Source organism: Rhodopseudomonas sp. RCAM05734 (genome assembly GCF_052658035.1).
Genome location: NZ_CP199742.1, coordinates 3,836,304 through 3,857,292 on the forward strand (window position 1 = coordinate 3,836,304; position 20,989 = coordinate 3,857,292).

Here is a 20,989-nt window from a genome sequence, read left to right on the forward strand (position 1 = left end):
CCGGTGAAGCGGATGCGGGCGATCGGTGGCCGTGCTGGTTCAGTTACCTTGCGCGAGGAAGCCGGCTTCCTTCATCAGGGTCTCGTGACGCTTCTCTTCCTTCTCGACCCAGCCGGCATAGTCGCTTCCGGTCATGAAGGTGGTGTTGAAGGCGCCGTTCTTCATGAGGTCCTGCCATTCCGGCGTAGCGCGAACTTTCTTGAACAGCTCGACATAATATTCGATCTGGTCCTTCGTCGCCTTGGGCGACATGAAGACGCCGCGCAGCATGACATATTCCATGTCGAGGCCTTGCGACTTGCAGGTCGGAATATCTTTCCAGGCCTTGCCATCGGCGACCTGCCCGTCATAGGCCATCTGCTTGCCGTCGAACACGCACAACGGACGCACCTTGCCGCCACGCCATTGCGCCACTGCCTCGATCGGATTGTTCACCGAGGAGTCGATATGGTTGCCGACGAGCTGCACCGCGACTTCGCCGCCGCCCTTGTAGGGAATGTAGGTGAACTTGGTGCCGGTGGCCTTCTCGACCGCGACGGTGATGATCTGGTCCTCCTGCTTCGAACCGGTGCCGCCCATCTTCATGGTGCCCGCGGGGGCGGCCTTTGCCGCATCGACGAACTCCTTGACGGTCTTGTACGGTTTGTCGGCATTGACCCACAGCACGAACTCATCGAGCGACAGCATCGCGACCGGTGTGAGGTCTTTCCAGTTGAAGGGAATGCCGGTGGCGAGCGGCGTGGTGAACAGGTTCGAGAGCGTGATGATGATCTTGTGCGGATTGTTGGCCGCGGATTTGACGTCGAGAAAACCTTCGCCTCCGGCGCCGCCGGACTTGTTAATCACCACCATCGGCTGCTTCATCAGATTATGCTTGGTGACGATGCCCTGGATGGTGCGGGCCATCTGGTCGGCACCGCCGCCGGTGCCGGCAGGCACGATGAATTCCACGGGCCTCATGGGCTCCCAGGCGGCAGACGCGGGGGCAAAGCCGCCGGCGAACAAGCACATAACCGTGCCGAGCGCGAAACAAGAGGCAGAACGCGTCATCGTTTTCTCTCCCATTGATCTTGATTGCGTCGATCGATCGTCGACTTGGAAATCAGAACTGGTTTAGCGGGACTCTTCCTTCAGCTTTTCGGATACAGATGACAGCATACAAAACCCCCGCAGGGTGCAGCAAAACTGTGCCAAACGGCCCCGGCACGCAAGCTGCGATCAGGCTTGGGTTTTCGAATCTGGATGCGGCGCGCATGCATGCGGCTCGTGCCTCATTACCGAGACGTCGCGAGCCTTGATCCCCTCCCAAAATGCTTTCATTCAGTCGAAGCATTGCCGGCCAGGCATTTTGGTATGCGATATGCCAGTGCGCAAGCGCTTATCCTGTGCGGGATCTGCCAAAACGTCGCAGGGGCCGGCGGCAGTCCATCTGTGGACGCAATGAAAAAAATGGCCCCGGAAACCGGGGCCAAGTCTGGGAGGAAGTCGGGGCAGGCGCGCGACGGCGCCGGCGAAACTCGTTGAAAAATAGGGTCTTACAGACCGAAGCGGGGCAAATCGCCGTTACGCACCGCAATGCGGGCGCTGGACATCAACCAACCGTCAACGGTGGCCATCAGGCGGCCGAACAAGGAGCTGGACGGGGCGAGGTCGAGAGAAGCGGTCTTGGACATGGATCTATCCCTTTCTGCGGCGCTTCGAAGCGCACCAATCATCTGGGGACAATCTACGTATACCAGATGCCAGAGACAATTCCTTTGTTTGCATAGCAGCAAGAACCATATTGCAGCGCAAAATTGGTCGATTTGAATTTCTTATCAAAGTTCCCGCAACAAAAAGGCCGCCGGAGTCCGGCGGCCTTTGAAATCATTGGCGGATTGAAGAGATTATTCGGCTGCCACCTTCCGCGGCGGGGCCAGGGCGCCGGAATCGTGGATCTCGGCGACCTGGTGGTCGCTGAAGCCGAGCACCTGGCGCAGGATCTCGTCGGTGTGCTCGCCGAGCAGCGGTGAGCGCTCGACCACGGTCGGGCTGTCCGACATCTTGATCGGGTTGCCGACCGACAGGTACTTGCCGCGCTCGGGGTGATCGACCTCGACCACCGTGCCGGTAGCGCGCAGCGACTGGTCCTCGGCGAGTTCTTTCATCGACAGGATCGGGCCGCAGGGGATGTCGTGCTCGTTCAGCTCGTCCATTGCCTCGAACTTGGTCTTGGTCATCGTCCACTGTTCGATGCGCGAAAAGATCTCGTTGAGCTTCGGCAAGCGAACCGCCGGCTTGGAATAGGCCGGGTCGGTCTTCCAGGTGGGCTCGCCGATCACGTCGCAGATCTTCTCCCACACCGGCGCCTGGGTGATGAAGTAGATGTAGGCGTTCGGATCGGTCTCCCAGCCCTTGCACTTCAGGATGCGGCCGGGCTGGCCGCCGCCGGAATCGTTGCCGGCGCGCGGCACCGCGTCGCCGAACGGAATGCCTTCGCCGAACTGGCTGTATTCCTTGAGCGGTCCGTGGGCGAGGCGCTGCTGGTCGCGCAGCTTGACGCGCGACAGGTTCAGCACGCCGTCCTGCATCGCGGCGGTGACCTTCTGGCCGCGGCCGGTGACGGTGCGCTGATAGAGCGCGGTGACGATGCCGAGCGCGAGATGCAGGCCAGTGCCGCTGTCGCCGATCTGCGCGCCGGTGACCAGCGGCAGGCCGTCGCGGAAGCCGGTGGTGGAGGCTGCTCCGCCGGTGCACTGGGCGACGTTCTCATAGACCTTGCAGTCCTCATAGGGGCCGGGACCGAAGCCCTTGATCGAGGCGACGATCATCTTCGGGTTGAGCTCCTGGATCTTCTCGAACGGGAAGCCCATGCGGTCGAGCACGCCCGGTCCGAAATTCTCCACCAGCACGTCGCAGGACTTGATAAGCGCGACCAGCACTTCCTTGCCCTTGGGGTTCTTGGTGTCGAGGGTGATCGAACGCTTGTTGTGGTTCAGCATGGTGAAATACAGGCTGTCGACGTTGGGGACGTCCTGCAACTGCCCGCGGGTGATGTCGCCGACGCCCGGCCGCTCCACCTTGATGACGTCGGCGCCAAACCAGGCCAGCAACTGCGTGCAGGTCGGTCCGGACTGGACGTGGGTGAAATCAAGAATGCGAACGCCCTTGAGCGCCTGAGTCATGGTCTTGCTCCCGTATCGTGTTGTGCCGCGTCGGCGGAGTGAGAAGAGGCGGGGGCCTTGCGACCCCGTCGAGATGCAGAGTTATTTCTTCTTCTTCAGCAGGCTCTGCGGATTGAGATTGCCGATGCGGCCGGATTCGCTACCGGCGGCCGGATCGATCACCGCATTGACCAGCGTCGGTCTGCCGGAATCCATGGCTTCGTTGACCGCGCGCTTGAGTTCGTCTGGCGAGGTCACGTTGACGCCGACGCCGCCGAAGGCTTCCATCATCTTGTCGTAGCGCGCGCCCTTGACGAACACGGTGGGCGCCACGTCGGCGCCGCCGGTCGGATTGACATCGGTGCCGCGATAGATGCCGTCATTGTTGAACACGACGATGCAGACCGGCAGATTGTAGCGGCAGATGGTCTCGACCTCCATGCCGGAGAAGCCGAACGCGCTGTCGCCCTCGATCGCCAGCACCGGCTTGCTGGTTTCGACGGCGGCGGCGATGCAGTAGCCCATGCCGATGCCCATGATGCCCCAGGTGCCGACGTCGATGCGCTTGCGCGGCTTGTACATGTCGACGATGCCGCGGGCGAGGTCGAGCGTGTTGGCGCCCTCGTTGACCAGCATGGCGTCCGGGCGCTCGGCGATGATGGTCCGCAGCACGCCGAGCGCGCCATGATAATCCATCGGCGAGTTGTTGTTCATCAGCCGCGGCGCCATCTTGGCGATGTTGTCGTCGCGCTTCTTGGTGATGGCACCGGTCCAGTCGGCCGACGGCTTGGTCCAGCCCTTGCCGATGCCTTCGAGCAGGGCAGCGACGCAGGAGCCGATGTCGCCGACGACGGGTGCGACGATCTCGACGTTGGAATCCATTTCCTTCGGCTCGATGTCGATCTGGATGAACTTCTTCGGCTGATCGCCCCAGCTCTTGCCCTTGCCGTGCGACAGCAGCCAGTTGAGGCGCGCGCCGATCAAGAGCACCACGTCGGAGTCTTTCAGTACGGTGGAGCGCGCGGCACCGGCGCACTGCGGATGGGTGTCCGGCAACAGGCCCTTGGCCATGCTCATGGGCAGGAAGGGGATGCCGGAGGTCTCGACCAGCGCCTTGATGGCATCGTCGGCCTGCGCGTAGGCGGCGCCCTTGCCGAGGATGATCAGCGGCTTCTTGGCGGACTTCAACACGTCGAGCGCGCGCTTGATCGAGTCGGGGCCGGGGATCTGCGCCGGTGCGGCGTCGATCACCTTGACCAGCGACTTCTCGCCGGCGGCGGCATCGATCACCTGGCCGAACAGCTTGGCGGGCAGATCGAGATAAACGCCGCCGGGGCGGCCGGACACCGCGGCGCGGATCGCGCGCGCCACGCCGATGCCGATGTCCGCGGCATGCAACACACGGAACGCGGCCTTGCACAGCGGCTTGGCGATGGCGAGCTGGTCCATCTCCTCATAGTCGCCCTGCTGAAGGTCGACGATCTCGCGCTCGGACGAGCCGGAGATCAGGATCATCGGGAAGCAGTTGGTGGTGGCATGGGCCAGCGCGGTGAGGCCGTTGAGGAAGCCGGGGGCCGACACCGTGAGGCAGACGCCGGGCTTCTTGGTGAGATAGCCGGCGATCGAGGCGGCGTAGCCGGCGGCCTGCTCGTGGCGGAACGACAGCACGCGGATGCCCTCGGCCTGCGCCATGCGGCCGAAGTCGGTGATCGGAATGCCCGGCACGCCGTAGATCGTTGTGAGGCCGTTGAGCTTCAACGCGTCGATGATCAGATGAAAGCCATCCGTCAGCTCCGGCTCGGCGTCTACTGCAGCGATATTCTGTGCCAGTGCGGTCATCCGCGATCTCCCTTTTCTATTCTTGTGACGCTGTTGCCTGCATGGGCGTTGGTATCAAATCGGCGAGCCGCTTTCCGTAAGCCGCATCTTAGGAAGCCTTTTCCTGCGCAGACTTGGTGAACAGCTCCTGGCCGTGCGCTTCGACATAGGCCGCGAGCCCAAGCGTGTGATCGCGCGCGCGCTTCTCCGCGAGTTCGGTGTTGCGTTCCTCGAGTGCCTCGATGATCGCCATATGCTCGGGCAGGGATGTCGCGGTGCGATCGGTACGTCCGATCGTCGGCTGCCGATAGCCGCGCACATGCAGCAGGATGTCGTTGGTCATGTCGACCAGCACCGGCGACTCGCTGAGCGAGATCAGCGCCTGGTGAAAAGCGATATTGGCCCTGGAATATTCCTCGACGTGATCCTGCGGCAGCCGGTCCTTGCCGAAATCCTTGAAGAAATCGCGCAGCGCCGAGATATCCTTCTTGCGCGCTGTGGTGGTGATCAGACGTGCAGCCATGCTTTCCAGCGCCGCCCAGGCGCGGATCATGTCGACGATCTCGGTCTTGGTCCGTTTGACAACGACGATACCGCGACGAGGCATGGTCTTGACGAAGCCGTCCTGCTCGAGCATCGCGATAGCCTCGCGGATCGGCGTACGGCTGACCCCGAGGCGTTCCGACAGCGCACGCTCGTCGAGCATCACCGGCTCGGCCGTGGTGTAGATGTCCATCTTGAGAATCGCTTCCTTCAAGGCCTCGTAGGCCTTGTTCTTGAAGCTGGTCTCCGGGGCGATCCGCATGATCGCAATATCTGCCTCAGCCATAGTCTGCGGCGCCTTGGTTGGTTTACTGCGAACGGCCATGAATCATCTCCTCCATGGGAGATGTCTTATCAGAATAATCTCCAGTAATTTTTGGCATACCAAATACCACGATGTCAAGTTGCCAGCGTTTTCAGCACTTCCGACCAGCGTGCTGCCTTGACAAGATTGTTTCTGGCATACCAAATGCCATCAACCGCAGCCTGGTTCAACAGACGTTCACGGAGGAAGCCATGTCATCCACAAATCTCGCTACCAAGGTCGCCGCGCCGTCCGCCAAGGATGCGGTCCGCAAAGTTCTCGATGCCGTCAGGGCTGACAAACGCACCAGCCTGACCGCGCCCGAGGGCAAGCTGGTCTGCGATGCCTATGGCATTCCGGTGCCGGGCGAAGGCGTGGCGACATCCGCTGCCGAGGCGGCGACGCTGGCGACGGGCATGGGCTTCCCGGTTGTGATGAAGATCGTCTCGCCGGACATTCTGCACAAGACCGAAGCCGGCGGCGTCATCGTCGGCGTCAAGACGGCGGACGACGCGCAGAAGGCCTATGACACCATTCTGGCCAATGCGAAGAAGTACAAGGCCGACGCCAAGATCGAAGGCGTGCAGGTGCAGCAGATGCTGATGGGCGGCACCGAGGTGATCATCGGCTCGATCACCGACGGCTCGTTCGGCAAGCTGGTGGCCTTCGGCCTCGGCGGCGTGCTGGTCGAAGTCTTGAAGGATGTCACCTTCCGTCTCGCACCGGCCACCAATGACGATGCGATGTCGATGCTCGACGGCATCCAGGCAGCCGAGATGCTCAAGGGCGTGCGCGGCGGCGATCCTGCCAACCGCGAGGCGCTGGCCGATATCATCGTCAAGGTGTCGCAGCTGGTCAGCGACTTCCCGGAAATGGTCGAGCTCGATCTCAATCCGGTGTTCGCCACCAAGAAGGACGCCATTGCCGCCGACGTGCGCATCGTCGTCGACTTCGACTACAAACCGCGCCCGGCGCCGCGCTCCAATGCCGAAATCGTCACTGCGATGAACCGCATCATGATGCCGAAGGCGGTCGCCGTGATCGGCGCTTCCGCCGAGGATGGCAAGATCGGCAACTCGGTGATGAAGAACCTGATCAACGGCGGCTACAAGGGCGAGATCTATCCGATCCATCCCAAGGCCACCGAGATCATGGGCCGCAAGGCCTACAAGAGCGTCAAGGACGTCGAGGGCGTGATCGACACCGCCGTGTTCGCGATCCCCGCAAAATTCGTGGCAGGCGCGCTGATCGAATGCGGGGAGAAGCAGATCCCCGGCGCCGTGCTGATCCCGTCCGGCTTTGCGGAGGCCAACGAGCCGGCACTGCAGGAAGAGATCGTCGAGATCGGCAAGAAGTACAATGTCCGCCTGATGGGGCCGAACATCTACGGCTTCTACTACACCCCCGCCAATCTCTGCGCGACGTTCTGCACCGCCTACGACGTCAAGGGCTCGGCGGCACTTTCGTCGCAGTCCGGCGGCATCGGCATGGCGATCATCGGCTTTTCGCGCTCGGCGAAGATGGGCGTCTCTGCCATCGTCGGGCTCGGCAACAAGAGCGACATCGATGAGGACGATCTGCTCGCCTTCTTCGAGCAGGATCCCAACACCAACATCATCGCCCAGCATTGCGAGGACCTGAAGGACGGTCGCGCCTTTGCGGAGGCTGCCAAGCGCGTCTCCAAGATCAAGCCCGTGGTCGTCCTGAAGGCCGGCCGCACCTCGGCGGGCGCCAAGGCGGCGTCGTCGCACACCGGCGCGCTCGCCGGCAACGACAAGATCTACGAGGACGTGCTGAAGCAGTCAGGCGTGATCCGCGCCCGCTCGCTGCGCCGGCTGCTGGAATTCGCCCGCGGCATTCCGGTGCTGCCGACGCCGAAAGGCGAGAACGTGCTGATCATCACCGGCGCCGGTGGTTCAGGCGTGCTGCTGTCGGATGCGGTGGTGGACAACGGCATGAGCCTGATGACCATGCCGCCGGATCTCGATGCCGCGTTCCGCAAGTTCATCCCGCCATTCGGCGCCGCCGGCAATCCGGTCGACATCACCGGCGGCGAACCGCCCATCACCTACGTCAACACGGTGAAGCTCGGCCTCACGGACGAGCGCGTGCATTCGCTGATCCTCGGCTACTGGCACACCATCGTCACCCCGCCCATGGTGTTCGCGCGCAACATGGTCGAGATCAAGAACGAGATGAAGGCCAAGGGCATCGAGAAGCCGATGGTCGCCTCGCTCGCCGGCGACGTCGAGGTCGAGGAGGCCGCGGAGTATCTCTACCAGAACGGCATCCCGGCCTATGCCTACTCGACCGAGCTGCCTGTGGAGGTGCTCGGCGCCAAGTACAAGTGGGCGAGGGGCGCGGGACTGCTGTAAGCGGCACTGGCTTTATCGCATCAAAGGAAACGCCGCCCGGGCAACCGGGCGGCGTTTTTTCTTTGTCACCTTTGCATGGCTGCCAAATGCTGTCGTCACCCGGCTTGACCGGGTGATCCAGTACATGCCGGCCGGAGTATACTGGGGCGCCCGGTCCAGGCGCGCAATTGCGCGCCAGGCCGGGCGATGACACCTGAGAGGGAGGCGAGCGCGAGGCCTTCACACGCCGCGAATGAAATCAGACCACCACCGCGTGTTTCTCAAAACCCTCCACGCCAAAAATTCGCGTGTAGCGTGCGATCTCTTCCGGGCTGCCGGTGGTCTTCGCCGGATTGTCCGACAGCTTCACGGCGGCACGGCCGTTGGCCGAGGTCACCTTGCAGACCAGGCTGATCGGATCGAGCGTGTCGAGGCCGCGCGGATGCGCGCCGCGGAAATCGTTGGTGGCCATAGTGCCCCAGCCAAAGCTCTCGCGGATTCGGCCGCGGAATTTCTGGTGCAAGTCGATCATCGAGTCGACCTCCAGCCCGTCGGAGAACATCGCGCGCTTCTTGCGCGGATCCTCGCCGCGCGCGGCGTACCAGGCGATGATCTCCTCGCCGGCGGCGACGGGCTCCTTGGAGTCCATGCGCATGCCGGTCCAATGCCCAGCCCACTCCGGCGCGTCGCGCAGAAACTGCGTCATGCCGAAGGTGTCGGGCAGGATGATCAGCAGCTCACCGTCATAGACTTCCTGCCATTTCGCCAGCACGTCGTATTGGGCGCGCTTCAGGTCCGCGTCGGTGTTGGCGAGGCAGGCCGCGACCATCGGCAGCTCGTGCGAATTGGTGCCGATCGCCTCGAACGAATGCTTGAAGGCGAGCAGGGCGTTGGAGGTGCCGACGAAGGTGCGGCCGAGCTCGTTGGCCATCACGTCGGTGACCCATTCCTGCCACAGGAAGCTGTGGCGGCGGCGAGTGCCAAACTCGGCCAGCCTGAGGTCTGGGTGTTCCTGCAGCCGCTGCACCTTGCCCCAGATCTTGGTCTTGGCCTGGGCGTAGAGGATATCCAGCTCGAACTTGTCGAGCGTTGACATCGCGCTGCGGGTGCGCAGCTCGCTGACGATCGCCAGTGCGTAGATCTCCCACATCGTGACCTCGGCCCAAGGGCCTTGGAAGGTCAGCACATACTGGCCGTCGATGGTTTCGAGGTGATAATCCGGCAACCGGAAGCTGCGCAGATATTCGATATATTCGGGGCGGAAAATGTCGCGGCGACCGTAGAAGCGGTTGCCGGCCAGCCAGATCAGCTCGTTCTCGCGGAACCGCAGCGTGCGCGCGTGGTCGAGCTGCGCGCGCAGCACGGCTTCCGGGATGATCTGGGCCAGCCGCACCTTCTTGGTGCGGTTGATCAGGCTGAAGGTGACCGGCACCTGTGCGTACAGCATCCAGATGAACTGGTGCATCAGTAACTTGTAGAAATCGGTGTCCAGCAGCGACCGGATGATCGGATCGAGCCGGTAATTGTGGTTGTGGACCCGGGTGGCGAAATCCATCATGGCGACGCCATTCCTGATGAGGTGCCGGCAGCAGGCACGGATCGACGCGGCGTTTCCGCAGCGGTGGCGCCGCATCGGCAGACCACGAAATTGAGGTATCTGCCGGGTTTGGCGATGTCAACGGAGGCTATACCCCCCGCAGCGCGGCGCAGCCGCGCGAGGCGGGGGAGGGACGTTCATTCGGCCCTACCGGAACATAGGTCTCGCTATCGCGCCAGCCCTGCATCCGGCGCGTTGGCCTGCAGCGTATTCTGGATCGCCTGGCGTAATCGCGGATAATCCACGATCGCCCAGTCGGACATCCGGATATCCGCCAGCAGTGCCGCCGACTTGCCGAACACAATGATACGGTCGCCGACGCTCATGGCTTCCTCGAGCTGGTGGGTGATCAGGATGGCGGTCGAATGGAACTCTCGCGCCAGCGCCACGAATGTCTCGCGCAGTTCGCCGGCGGTGACTTCGTCCAGCGCGCTGAAGGATTCATCGGCCAGCAGGATCTCCGGTTGAACTGCGAAGGCGCGCGCGATGGCGACGCGCTGGCGCATGCCGCCGGACAGTTCGCGCGGATAGGCGTTGGCGAACTTCTCCAAGCCGAGCCGCTTCAGCCAGTCCATCGCACGCTGCTGTTGCACGTCTTCACTGACGCCGATCAGTTCCAGCGGCAGCTTGACGTTGTCCAGCGCCGAGCGCCACGGCAACAGCCGGTCCTGCTGGAAGATGGTCGCGATCCTGCCGCGGAAATGGTTGAAGTCGTCATAGGGTGTCTTTCCGCCGATCGAGATGCTGCCGGCGGTCGGGTGTTCCAGGCCGATCAGCAGGTCGAACAGGGTCGACTTGCCGCAGCCGGTCTGGCCGACGATCGCGACCATCTCGCCGGGCTCGATGAGCAGCGTCAATTGATGGATCGCCACCACCGAGTGCCCGGAGGTGGTCTGGCGAAATACTTTGCGCAGGTTGGCGACTTCGATCGCCGCGGATGCGGTCATGCCCGCCACCGCAGCACGCGGGTCTCGAGCCGGACCAGCAGGGCCTCCAGAATGAACAGCAACACGACCAGCACCAGTGTCCAGGCGAACACATCCGCCACCGAAAACAACTCCTGCGCCACCGAGAGTTGATGACCGATCCCGGTGACGGCGCCAACCAGTTCGGCGATGGTCACGACGCGGATCGCCAGGCTGAGCGTAATCTTCCAACTGGTGATCAGGCCGGGGGTGATCGCCGGCAGCATCAGCTTATGAAAGAACTGCAACGGCGTCGGCCGAAACGACCGGATCATCTGCCGCAAGTCGTTGGACACCTCGCGCATGTTGTCTAGCGCGTCCACGGTGAAGACCGGCGCGCAGACCACTACCAGCACGAAGGCGATGCGGAATTCGACGCCCTTGAACCACAGCACCGCAAACAGGATCCACGACACTACTGGCACGGCCATCAGCACCCGCACCATCGGCCGCAGATAGCGCTCCAGGCTCTCGGAGAGATGCATCACGATCGCAAACGCCAGCCCGATGACGAAGGACAGCACCAGCGCCCCGAGCACGCGCGCAAGCGTCACCGCGACATCGAGCGGCGTGATCTTGGTCAGGCTCTGCGCGATGCGGCCGAGGCCGGGAATGGCGAACGCCGGAATTCCTAAAGTCGGCGCCAGATAGGACATGGCCTGCCACAGGCACAGGAAGATCGCGATCGACAAGATGGCTTCGCGCGGCAGGCTGTTGATCGCGAGCGAACGGCGCGGTTCCTCGAACGGCGCGGTCGCGTGATCCTGGTCAGGGGGCATATATGATCGCTTGGTCCGGCAGCTTGGGATGGAAGCCCGCCGCCACCGCGCGTTCAAAAGTGTCCCAGATGCCCTTGCGCTCGCCGCCCCACGCCGGCTGCGCGTCGAAATCCCAGCGCTTTGCCAGAACCGCTTCCTTCAGGATGCCCGGCGGCAGCTTGACGGTTTCGACCGCGATCTTGTCCGCGCCGTCGGGATCGCTCTTGAGAAAAGCGGTGACGTCCTGCAGCGCTGCGAGAAACATCTCGGGCGCCTTGGGTGCCTTCTTGATCGCGTCCTCGCGCATGGCATAGACCAGCTCCCAGCCGGGGAAGCCGGTGAGCTTCTTCCATTCGTCGTTGGCGTTGAAGATGATCTTCAGGGACGGATCTTCCTTGATCATCATGGTGGCGATCGGCTCGATGATCATGGCGGCGTCGACGCGGGCGGCGGCGAGCTGAGCGCGGGCGACAGCGAAATTGGCCGTGACCAGCGTCATGTCCTTGGCCATGTCGATGTTCTGCGATTTGGCGATGATCGACAGGATCTGGAACTGGCCGCTGCCCATGTCGGCGGCGAGCTGCTTGCCCTTGAGATCGGCCAAGCTCTTGATCGCCGGGTCCTTGCTGATGATAACGAGATCCGCCAGCGTCGCGCCGGTGGCGATGATCTGCAGCGGCACACCTTCGAGCCGCAGCTTCTGGAAATAGGTCGGGCCGCCGATCAGCGTATCGACCTCGCCGGTGGCGAGGCCCGCATAATAGGCGGCAAAGCCCGGATACACCGTGACGTCCGCCTCGAACCCGTTCTTGGTATCGAAGCCGCGCGCTTTCATGATGTTGACAATGATCGGTGCGAAGACGGGGAGGGTGAGGCTGCCGACCTTGATCTTCGGTTGGGCCTGCGCGCGTGACGGCGTCGCCGATGTTGCGCTTGCGAGCACCAAGGCACTGCCCATTGTAAATGCACGGCGTGATAAAATAGTCATCGACACTCTCTCCTGTTGCTGCAGTGCGGTGCAGCTGACGGCATTTTCACGGCTCAGTACACGCGGCTATATTTGTTTGTAAGCAATCGATATGCCAAAATATAACGCACTAAAAACTCTTGCAGTCAAAGAACAAGCCTACTAGCCTTTCGTATGTGCACATACGAAATTGCACCGAGCTGTCGACTGCCTGCAGGAGGCAATGATGCCGCATGTAACGACCCCCGACAGAATCAAACTCTATTACGAAGAGGTTGGATCAGGGAGTCCTGTGGTTTTCGTCCATGAGTATGCCGGCGACTATCGCACCTGGGAGCCGCAGCTGCGCTACTTCTCCCGCGCGCATCGCTGTATCACCTTCAGCCAGCGCGGCTATCCGCCGTCGGATGTGCCAACCGATCCGGCACGTTACGGTCAGGACATTGCGCGCGACGATGTCATTGCATTGATGGACGCGCTGAAGATCGACAAGGCGCATATCGTCGGGCATTCCATGGGCGCCTCGACCGCACTGCATGTCGGCATCAACTATCCCGGACGATGTTTGTCAGTGACTGCCGCCGGCTGCGGCTATGGCTCGAGCCCCGACCCGGCATTCGTCGAGCAGGGCCGCGCCGCTTCGCGTGAGACCGCGAAGATGTTCGAGACGGTGGATTTTCCGACCGCGGCGGCACGCTACGCCGACGGCGCCACGCGCCAGACCCAGAAAAACAAGGACCCGCGCGGCTTCGCGGAATTCGCCAAGATGCTGGCCGATCATTCTCCGGTCGGCCATGCGCTCACCATGCGCGAATTGCAGGCCAAGCGGCCGATGCTGTGGGAGATGGAGAAGCAGTTGAGCGCGTTCTCCGTGCCGCTGCTGATCATCGTCGGTGACGAAGACGACTGGTGCCTCGATCCCAGCGTCTTCCTGAAGCGTGCGGTGCCCACCGCGGGCCTTCTGGTGATCCCGCGATCGGGCCACACCATCACCTCGGAAGAGCCGGCAGCGTTCAATGTGGCGCTGTCCGAACTGTTCGCGGCTTCCGCCGCGGGCACCTGGATGTCGCACCGCAAGCAGGCCTGAGCGATGAAAACGCCCGGCGACATCCAAATCGATCTTGCGGACGGCATCGCGACGTTACGGATTGCCAATCCGGCGCGGCGCAACGCGGTGTCCTCCGCGATGTGGCACAAGATCGCGGCCTTTGCCGCCGAGCTGCCCGAGCGCAAGGACGTGCGCGTGATCATCATCCGCGGCGCCGGCGAGCAGATGTTTTCAGCCGGCGCGGATATTTCGGATTTTGCCACCGCGCGCTCGGGCGAGGGGCAGGCCCGCGCCTATGACGATCTGGTGGAGAGCACCTGCAAGGCGATCGAGGCGATTCCTCAGCCGACCATCGGCATGATCTTCGGCGGCTGCATGGGGGCGGGCTCGTCGGTCGCGGCAAGCTGCGACCTGCGCGTTGCGGCGGACGATGCCTTCTTCGCAGTGCCGGCCGCGAAACTCGGCCTAGGCTACGATCCGCGCGGCATTGCGCGTTTCATCCGCGTGTTCGGCGCGGGGGCCACACGCCAGGTGCTGTTCACCGCGGATCGGCTACCGGCGATGCGCGCGCACGCTCTGGGCGCGGTCCATGTGGTGGCGCCGGCCGGCGAGGTCGAAGCCCGCACGATGGCACTGGCGAAGCAGATCGCCGGCAATGCGCCGCTGACGATCAAGGCCGCGAAAGCGGCGATAGCGGCCATCACCACCGACGATTCCGATCTGCTGGCGCAAGCCGAGGCATTTTATGCCGCGGCCGACGCCAGCGCCGACTACGCCGAGGGCCGCAAGGCCTTTGCCGAGAAACGACCCCCGGTCTTCACCGGGAGCTAATCCGTCCGACCACGTTCCTCACCTCTGCAACTGAAGGAGTTCCACATGGATCTGCAACTCAAGGGCAAATGCGCGCTCGTCACCGGCGGCAGCGAAGGCATCGGCAGGGCAATTGCCATGACGCTGGCGAAAGAAGGCGTCAACGTCGCCATCTGCGCACGTCGCCTGGAGCCGCTGGAAAAGACCGCCGAAGAGATCCGCAACGCTTATGGCGTCACCGTGGTTGCGATCACCGCCGACCTGACCAAGGACGCGGAAGCCAAGAACTTCGTCGAGAAGGCCGCCAAGGAGCTCGGCAGCCTCGACCTGATGATCAACAATGCCGGTTCGGCTCCGGGCGGAGTCATCGAGACGCTCACGGAAGCCGACTGGGAGCAGGCCATGCAGCTCAAGTTCATGGGCTATGTGCGCTGCCTGCGTTACGCGCTGCCGATCATGGTGAAGCAGGGCGGCGGCCGCGTCGTCAATCTGATCGGCAATGACGGCGTCAAACCGTCATACTGGGAGATCGCGCCCGGTGCCGCCAATGCCGCCGGTCAGAACATGACCCTGTCGCTGGCCGGCCAGTACGGCCGCCACAACATCTCGTTCTGTGCGGTCAATCCGGGGCCGGTGCGCACCGAGCGCTGGGCCGGCCTCGTCGGCGCCATGTCGCGCGATATGGGCATTTCCTACGAGGAGGCCGACAAGCTGGCGCCGGCCTCGATCCCGCTCGGCCGCATTGCCGAGGTCGAGGAAGTTGCCAACCTCGTCGTCATGCTGGCATCGCCGCTGGTGCAGATGGCCAACGGCACGATGATCGAGATCGACGGCGGTCAGGACAAGGCGCTGATGGATCGCTTCCGCGACCGGTAGGCGTTAGTAGCGCGCTGTGCTTGTCTTCCCCTCTCCCCCAGCGCGGCGAAGCCGCGCGCAGTGGGAGAGGGTGCCTGAGCGCAGCGAAGGCGGGAGAGGGTTCTTTGTCTTTAAGGCTCCACCCCTTCTCCCGTCTCGAACCCGCTTCGCGGGCTTCGATCCACCCTCTCCCACCAACGCAGCTTCGCTGCGCCGGGGGAGAGGGGACGACCAGCGTTCGTGGCCAAGGGAAGACTCGTAACTGCACAGGTCGCCGCGCCATCGTCACCTGATCAAATCTTCAGCGATGTGCTCAGCACGTTGCACCACAACCAGTCTTGACAACAATGAGGGTGCACAAGACTATTTGCGTGCAAACTAATTCAGTCAGCAAATGCTGGCTTAACGCACTGCAAGCAAAGGCCTTCGCGCTTGGCTCTTGCTTGCGGGCGCGCCGCGACAGATAAGCTTCAGGCATATGTCGATCAACAGCGGAGTTCGATCATGATGACGGCTCGTTCCTTCAATTCTCTCGCTCTCGCCGGCGCGCTGGCGGTCTCGCTCGGCTTTGCTGCCTCTGCGCAGGAAACGATCAAGATCGGCGAGCTCAACAGCTACAAGACCCAGACCGCATTTCTCGACCCCTACAAGAAGGGGTGGGAATTGGCGATCGAGGAAATCAATGCTGCGGGCGGTGTGCTCGGCAAGAAGCTCGAAGTGATCTCGCGCGACGACGGCTCCAATCCTGGCGATGCCGTCCGCGTCGCCGATGAACTGGTGACGCGCGAAGGCGTCAACATTCTCGCCGGCACGTTTCTGTCGAACACCGGCCTTGCCGTGACGGAGTTCGCCGGCAAGAAGAAGGTGTTCTTCCTCGCCGCGGAGCCGCTGACTGACAAGATCACCTGGCAGAACGGCAACAAGTACACCTTCCGCCTGCGTACGCAGACTTATTCGCAGGTGGCGATGCTGCTGCCCGATGCGCTGACCGCCAAGAAGAAGCGCTGGGCGATCGTCTATCCGAACTACGAGTACGGCCAGACCGCGGTGGCGGCATTCAAGGAGTTGATGAAGGCCAAGCAGCCCGACATCGAGTTCGTCACCGAGCAGGCGCCGCCGCTCGGCAAGGTCGATGCCGGCGCCGTGGCGCAGGCGATCGATGACGCCAAGCCGGACGCGATCTTCAACGTGCTGTTCGGCGCCGACTTCGCCAAGCTGGTGCGCGAAGGCGGTACCCGCGGCACCTTCAAGGACCGCACCGTGGTGAGCGTGCTGTCCGGCGAGCCGGAATATCTCGATCCGGTGAAGGAAGAAGCTCCGGTCGGCTGGATCGTCACCGGCTATCCCTGGGACAAGATCAAGACCCCGGAACACGACGCCTTCCGCGCCGCCTACCAGAAGAAGTACAACGACTACCCGCGGCTCGGTTCGATCGTCGGCTACACCACCATGAAGTCGCTGGCCGCCGGCATTGCCAAGGCGGGCTCCACCGACACCGACAAATTGATCGCCGCCTTTGAAGGGCTGAAGGTCGACGGTCCGTTCGGTCCGTTCATCTACCGCGCCAGCGATCACCAGGCGACGATGGGGGCCTATGTCGGCAAGATCGCGCTGGAAAACGGCAAGGGCACCATGGTCGACTTCAAGTATGTCGACGGCGCCAGCGTGCTGCCGAGCGATGCCGACGTGAAGAAGCTGCGTCCAGCCACCGAGTGATGCGGAGCACTGCCATGATCGCCGCCCGTCCTCTCCCCGCCGCGTCGAAGCGGGGAGAGGCAGTCATCCGATGACATTCAGCTCGTTTCTGTTTCAGGCGGTCAACGGCCTGTCCGCGGCATCGGGCCTGTTCCTTGTGGCGGCCGGGCTGTCGCTGATCTTCGGCGTCACCCGGATCGTCAATATCGCGCACGGGTCCCTCTATATGGTCGGGACCTATATCGCCTACACCTTCGCCACCAGGATCGGCGGCGTCACCGGATTCTGGGGTGGCATCGTCGCCACCGCGCTGCTGGTCGGAATCCTCGGCGCCGTCATCGAGGTGCTGCTGCTCCGCCGGATCTATCGCGCGCCGGAGCTGTTTCAGTTGCTCGCCACCTTCGCCCTGGTGCTGGTCATCAATGACGCCACGCTGTGGATCTGGGGCCCGGAAGATCTGCTCGGCCCGCGTGCGCCGGGCCTCACCGGGTCCGTCGAACTGCTCGGCAGGCGGCTGCCGACCTACGACATTTTCCTGATCTTCGTCGGCCCGCTGGTGCTGTGGGCGCTGCATCTGGCACTGGCCAAGACGCGCTTCGGCCGGTTGATGCGCGCCGCCACCCAGGACCGTGAAATGGTCGGCGCTCTCGGCGTCAACCAGGCTATGCTGTTCACTGGTGTGTTTGCGCTCGGCGCCTTGCTGGCCGGCCTTGGCGGCGCGCTGCAGATCGCGCGCGAGCCGGCGACCCTTGCGACCGACCTGATCGTGATCGGCGACGCCTTCGTCGTGGTGGTGGTCGGCGGCATGGGGTCGATCTCCGGCGCCTATCTCGCCGCGGTGATCATCGCGGAAGTGAAAGCGCTGTGCATCGGGCTTGGCATCGTCCACTTCGGCGGCCTGTCGGTGAATTTCTCCAAGCTGACGCTGGTCGCTGAATTCCTGGTCATGGCGGCGGTGTTGATCATCCGGCCCTATGGCCTGCTCGGCCGCGAGCAGGTGGCGGTGCGCAGCGTCGCCGAGCCGGAGGAGCCGATGCGGCCGGCCACCCCGCTGGCGAAGATCGCCGGCCTCGTTTTGCTGGTGGTGCTGGTGTGTCTGCCGCTGATTGCGAAGAACTCCCCCTATACGCTGGTGCTCGGCATCGACGTGCTGATCGCCGTGCTGTTCGCCACCAGCCTGCATTTCATCATGGGGCCGGGCGGCATGCACTCGTTCGGCCATGCCGCTTACTTCGGCCTCGGCGCCTATGGCACGGCCCTGGCGGTGAAATGGCTCGCTGCGCCGATGGGTCTGGCATTGGCGGCCGCGCCGGTGCTGGCGCTGCTGGGGGCTCTGCTGTTCGGCTGGTTCGCAGTGCGGCTATCCGGCGTTTATCTGGCGATGCTGACGCTGGCTTTTGCGCAGATCGTCTGGGCCTCGGTGTTCCAGTGGGAAGAACTCACCGGCGGCTCCAACGGCATTCTCGGCATCTGGCCGTCGGCGCCGTTCGACAGCCGCGGGCCGTTCTACTTCCTCACGCTGGCGCTGGCTGCCGCCGGCGTGCTGCTGCTGCGCAAATTCCTGTTCGCGCCGTTCGGCTACGCGATGCGGGCGGGGCGGGATTCGCCATTGCGCGCGGAAGCCATCGGCCTCGACGTCAAGCGCGTGCAGTGGTTGGGCTTCGCCATTGCCGGCGCGGTGTGCGGCGTCGCCGGCGGGCTGTTCGCCTTCGCCAAGGGATCGATTTCGCCGGAGACCATCGGCATTGGCCGCTCGATCGACGGTCTCGTCATGGTGCTGCTCGGCGGCATCCAGACCCTGAGCGGACCGATCGTCGGCGCCTCGGTGTTCGCGATCCTGCAGGACACCATCATGCGCTCCACCGAGTACTGGCGGGCGCTGCTCGGCGGCATCATCCTGCTCCTGGTGCTGGCGTTCCCGAGCGGCATCGTCGGCGGATTCCTGAAATTGTTCTCACGCCGGAAGGTGGCGTCATGAGCGATCTTGCCATCCGGCAGCCGTCGAAATCATTCGGCGGCGTTCGTGCGGTCAACGAAGTCTCGTTCGACATCCAGCGCGGCGAATTCCTGGCGCTGATCGGTCCCAACGGCGCCGGCAAATCGACCTGCTTCAACATGATCAACGGTCAGCTGTCGCCGGATTCCGGCGAGATCCATTTCGAGGGCACGTCGCTGATAGGGAAGAAGCCGCGCGAGATCTGGCGACTCGGCATCGGCCGTACTTTCCAGGTCGCTGCCACGTTCAACTCGATGACGGTGATCGAGAACGTGCAGATGGCACTGATCTCGCACGCCCACCAGATCTACAAGCTCTGGAAGCCCGCATCCTCCCTGCATCGCGCGCGCGCGCTCGAACTGCTGGCGCAGGTCGGCATGGCGGACGCCGCCGACCGGCCGAGCCGCGAACTCGCCTATGGCGACGTCAAGCGCGTCGAACTGGCGATCGCGCTGGCCAACGATCCGCGTCTGCTGCTGATGGATGAGCCGACAGCCGGCATGGCGCCGAAGGAGCGCAACGACCTGATCGCGCTGGTCAAGCGGCTGGTGATCGAGCGCGGCATCTCGGTGCTGTTCACCGAACATTCGATGGATGTGGTGTTCGCCTTCGCCGACCGCATCATCGTGCTGGCTAGGGGGCGGCTGATTGCCGACGGCGATGCCAAAACCATCCGCGACAATCCGCAGGTCCGCGAAGTGTATTTCGGCACCGGAAAGACCTTCGCCAGATCGGAGGCCTCCTCATGAGCGTGCCGATGCTGACGGTCGACAATCTTGGTGCTTCCTACGGCGCGGCGCAGATCCTGTACGGGCTCAGTCTCGAGGTCGGGCGCGGCGAGGTGGTGGCGCTGATGGGCCGCAACGGCGCGGGCAAGACCACCACCATGAAGGCGATCATGGGCCTGATGGCGCAGTCGAGCGGCAGGGTCCAATTCAACGGCCACGACATCTCCGGCAAGCAGCCGTTCGAGATCGCGCGGTTGGGGCTCGGCTTCACCCCGGAAGACCGCCGCATCTTCTCCGATCTGACCGTAATGGAGAACCTCGACATCGGCCGCCAGCCGCCGCGCAGCTTTGCCGATGGCGTGCCGGCGCCGGTCTGGACCGAGGACAAGCTGCTCAAACTCTTTCCCAATCTCGGCGAGATGCCGAACCGGCCGGGCGGCCGGATGAGTGGCGGCGAGCAGCAGATGCTCACGGTGGCGCGGACGCTGATGGGCAATCCGCTGCTGATCCTGCTCGATGAACCTTCGGAGGGCGTGGCGCCGGTGATCGTTGACCAGATGGCCAATACGATTCTGGAGCTGAAGAGGGCAGGCGTTTCGATTTTGCTGTCGGAGCAGAACGTTCATTTCGCCGAACTGGTATCCGACAGGGCATATGTCCTCGAAAAGGGCCAGATCCAGTGGAATGGCAGCATGGCCGAGCTTGCCGTCAACATCGAAATCCAGCGCGCTTATTTGACTGTATGATGCTTCCGGTCACACTATGCTTGCAACTTACGGGGAATCCTGACGTTCAAGACAACCGGAATTCAAGTCGATGTTGAAACGCGGAAAACTCGAGGTTCTTCCCGGCGGTGCCGAACCGCCGCCGATTGACTATCATGTCGATTCCCAGGTCGGCTTCCTGATGCGCGTGGCGATGCAGCGGCACACCTCGATCTTCATGGCCAACATGATCGAGGATCTCACGCAGACGCAGTTTGCCGTGATGGCCAAGCTGCACGAGGTCGGGCCGTGCTCGCAGAACCATCTGGGCCGGCTGGTCTATCTCGACGCCGCGACCATCAAGGGCGTGGTCGACCGGCTCGGCCTGCGCGGCTTCGTCACCACCGGCTCCGACCCCACCGACCGGCGTCGTCGCGCGGTGTCGCTGACCGAGAAGGGCAGCAAGATCATGAAGGCCGCCATCAAGGTTGCCTCGGAGATAACAGCCAAGACGCTGCGGCCTTTGACGGCTGACGAACAGCGCACGCTGACCAAGCTGCTGAACAAGATTACGTAACGCGGAACCTCACAGCATGCGCTCCCCGCGAAGGCGGCCCATCCGTGCTGAACGTATAGACAAGCGGGACGGGGACGACAAACGGCTAGCTCCGTCTGTGTGACGTCGCCTTCACCATCTGCGGCAT

The 20,989-nt window shown here is 63.2% G+C and carries 18 protein-coding genes; 9 read left to right on the forward strand and 9 right to left on the reverse strand.

From position 1 onward, the window contains the following. Nucleotides 1-39: 39 nt before the first annotated feature. From ACUXVA_RS18085 to ACUXVA_RS18105, 5 genes are all read right to left on the reverse strand, one after another. A complete protein-coding gene (locus ACUXVA_RS18085) occupies nucleotides 40-1,050 on the reverse strand; it encodes a Bug family tripartite tricarboxylate transporter substrate binding protein (RefSeq protein WP_413776376.1) in 1,011 nt (336 codons plus the stop codon). 485 nt (nucleotides 1,051-1,535) lie between these two features. Next, entirely contained in the window at nucleotides 1,536-1,673 is a 138-nt protein-coding gene (locus ACUXVA_RS18090) for a hypothetical protein (RefSeq protein WP_265079066.1), read from the reverse strand. Between the two features lie 213 nt (nucleotides 1,674-1,886). Next, a complete protein-coding gene (gene frc / locus ACUXVA_RS18095) occupies nucleotides 1,887-3,164 on the reverse strand; it encodes a formyl-CoA transferase (protein ID WP_265079065.1) in 1,278 nt (425 codons plus the stop codon). Between the two features lie 81 nt (nucleotides 3,165-3,245). Further along, on the reverse strand, nucleotides 3,246-4,982 hold the full coding sequence (gene oxc, locus ACUXVA_RS18100; RefSeq protein WP_265079064.1) for an oxalyl-CoA decarboxylase: 1,737 nt from the start codon (nucleotides 4,980-4,982) through the stop codon (nucleotides 3,246-3,248). An 88-nt stretch (nucleotides 4,983-5,070) separates the two neighbouring features. Continuing rightward, nucleotides 5,071-5,829, reverse strand: a complete 759-nt coding sequence (locus tag ACUXVA_RS18105; RefSeq protein ID WP_445487361.1) for a GntR family transcriptional regulator — start codon at nucleotides 5,827-5,829, stop codon at nucleotides 5,071-5,073. Nucleotides 5,830-6,020: 191 nt separating this feature from the next. Here ACUXVA_RS18105 and ACUXVA_RS18110 point away from each other — a divergent pair, with 191 nt between their 5' ends. After that, nucleotides 6,021-8,183, forward strand: coding sequence for an acetate--CoA ligase family protein (locus ACUXVA_RS18110; protein ID WP_445487363.1), 2,163 nt, complete (start codon nucleotides 6,021-6,023; stop codon nucleotides 8,181-8,183). A 238-nt stretch (nucleotides 8,184-8,421) separates the two neighbouring features. On the opposite strand, the gene pncB is transcribed toward ACUXVA_RS18110, so the two are convergent. The 4 genes from pncB to ACUXVA_RS18130 form a co-directional block, all read right to left on the reverse strand. Then, the gene (pncB, locus tag ACUXVA_RS18115) at nucleotides 8,422-9,720 is read right to left on the reverse strand and encodes a nicotinate phosphoribosyltransferase (protein WP_265079062.1); all 1,299 of its coding nucleotides are present in this window, start codon (nucleotides 9,718-9,720) and stop codon (nucleotides 8,422-8,424) included. 206 nt (nucleotides 9,721-9,926) lie between these two features. Next, nucleotides 9,927-10,706, reverse strand: a complete 780-nt coding sequence (locus tag ACUXVA_RS18120; RefSeq protein ID WP_265079061.1) for an ABC transporter ATP-binding protein — start codon at nucleotides 10,704-10,706, stop codon at nucleotides 9,927-9,929. After that, on the reverse strand, nucleotides 10,703-11,503 hold the full coding sequence (locus tag ACUXVA_RS18125) for an ABC transporter permease (protein WP_265079060.1): 801 nt from the start codon (nucleotides 11,501-11,503) through the stop codon (nucleotides 10,703-10,705). Before ACUXVA_RS18125 ends, ACUXVA_RS18120 begins: the two co-directional genes overlap by 4 nt. Next, complete coding sequence (locus ACUXVA_RS18130) at nucleotides 11,493-12,470, reverse strand: ABC transporter substrate-binding protein (protein ID WP_265079059.1); 978 nt, start codon at nucleotides 12,468-12,470, stop codon at nucleotides 11,493-11,495. Before ACUXVA_RS18130 ends, ACUXVA_RS18125 begins: the two co-directional genes overlap by 11 nt. Nucleotides 12,471-12,741: 271 nt before the next feature. Here ACUXVA_RS18130 and ACUXVA_RS18135 point away from each other — a divergent pair, with 271 nt between their 5' ends. From ACUXVA_RS18135 to ACUXVA_RS18170, 8 genes are all read left to right on the forward strand, one after another. Next, the gene (locus ACUXVA_RS18135) at nucleotides 12,742-13,536 is read left to right on the forward strand and encodes an alpha/beta fold hydrolase (protein ID WP_445487367.1); all 795 of its coding nucleotides are present in this window, start codon (nucleotides 12,742-12,744) and stop codon (nucleotides 13,534-13,536) included. Nucleotides 13,537-13,539: 3 nt separating this feature from the next. Next, a complete protein-coding gene (locus ACUXVA_RS18140) occupies nucleotides 13,540-14,328 on the forward strand; it encodes an enoyl-CoA hydratase-related protein (protein WP_445487369.1) in 789 nt (262 codons plus the stop codon). A gap of 45 nt (nucleotides 14,329-14,373) precedes the next feature. Beyond that, on the forward strand, nucleotides 14,374-15,183 hold the full coding sequence (locus ACUXVA_RS18145; RefSeq protein ID WP_143573064.1) for an SDR family NAD(P)-dependent oxidoreductase: 810 nt from the start codon (nucleotides 14,374-14,376) through the stop codon (nucleotides 15,181-15,183). A 486-nt stretch (nucleotides 15,184-15,669) separates the two neighbouring features. Further along, nucleotides 15,670-16,878, forward strand: a complete 1,209-nt coding sequence (locus ACUXVA_RS18150) for an ABC transporter substrate-binding protein (protein WP_265083758.1) — start codon at nucleotides 15,670-15,672, stop codon at nucleotides 16,876-16,878. Nucleotides 16,879-16,948: 70 nt separating this feature from the next. Further along, the gene (locus tag ACUXVA_RS18155; RefSeq protein WP_445487372.1) at nucleotides 16,949-18,835 is read left to right on the forward strand and encodes an ABC transporter permease; all 1,887 of its coding nucleotides are present in this window, start codon (nucleotides 16,949-16,951) and stop codon (nucleotides 18,833-18,835) included. After that, a complete protein-coding gene (locus tag ACUXVA_RS18160; RefSeq protein WP_445487374.1) occupies nucleotides 18,832-19,602 on the forward strand; it encodes an ABC transporter ATP-binding protein in 771 nt (256 codons plus the stop codon). Before ACUXVA_RS18155 ends, ACUXVA_RS18160 begins: the two co-directional genes overlap by 4 nt. Beyond that, a complete protein-coding gene (locus tag ACUXVA_RS18165; RefSeq protein ID WP_265079054.1) occupies nucleotides 19,599-20,327 on the forward strand; it encodes an ABC transporter ATP-binding protein in 729 nt (242 codons plus the stop codon). The genes ACUXVA_RS18160 and ACUXVA_RS18165 overlap by 4 nt, the downstream gene beginning before the upstream one ends. Nucleotides 20,328-20,397: 70 nt before the next feature. Continuing rightward, entirely contained in the window at nucleotides 20,398-20,862 is a 465-nt protein-coding gene (locus ACUXVA_RS18170; RefSeq protein WP_265079053.1) for a MarR family winged helix-turn-helix transcriptional regulator, read from the forward strand. Nucleotides 20,863-20,989 lie beyond the last annotated feature (127 nt).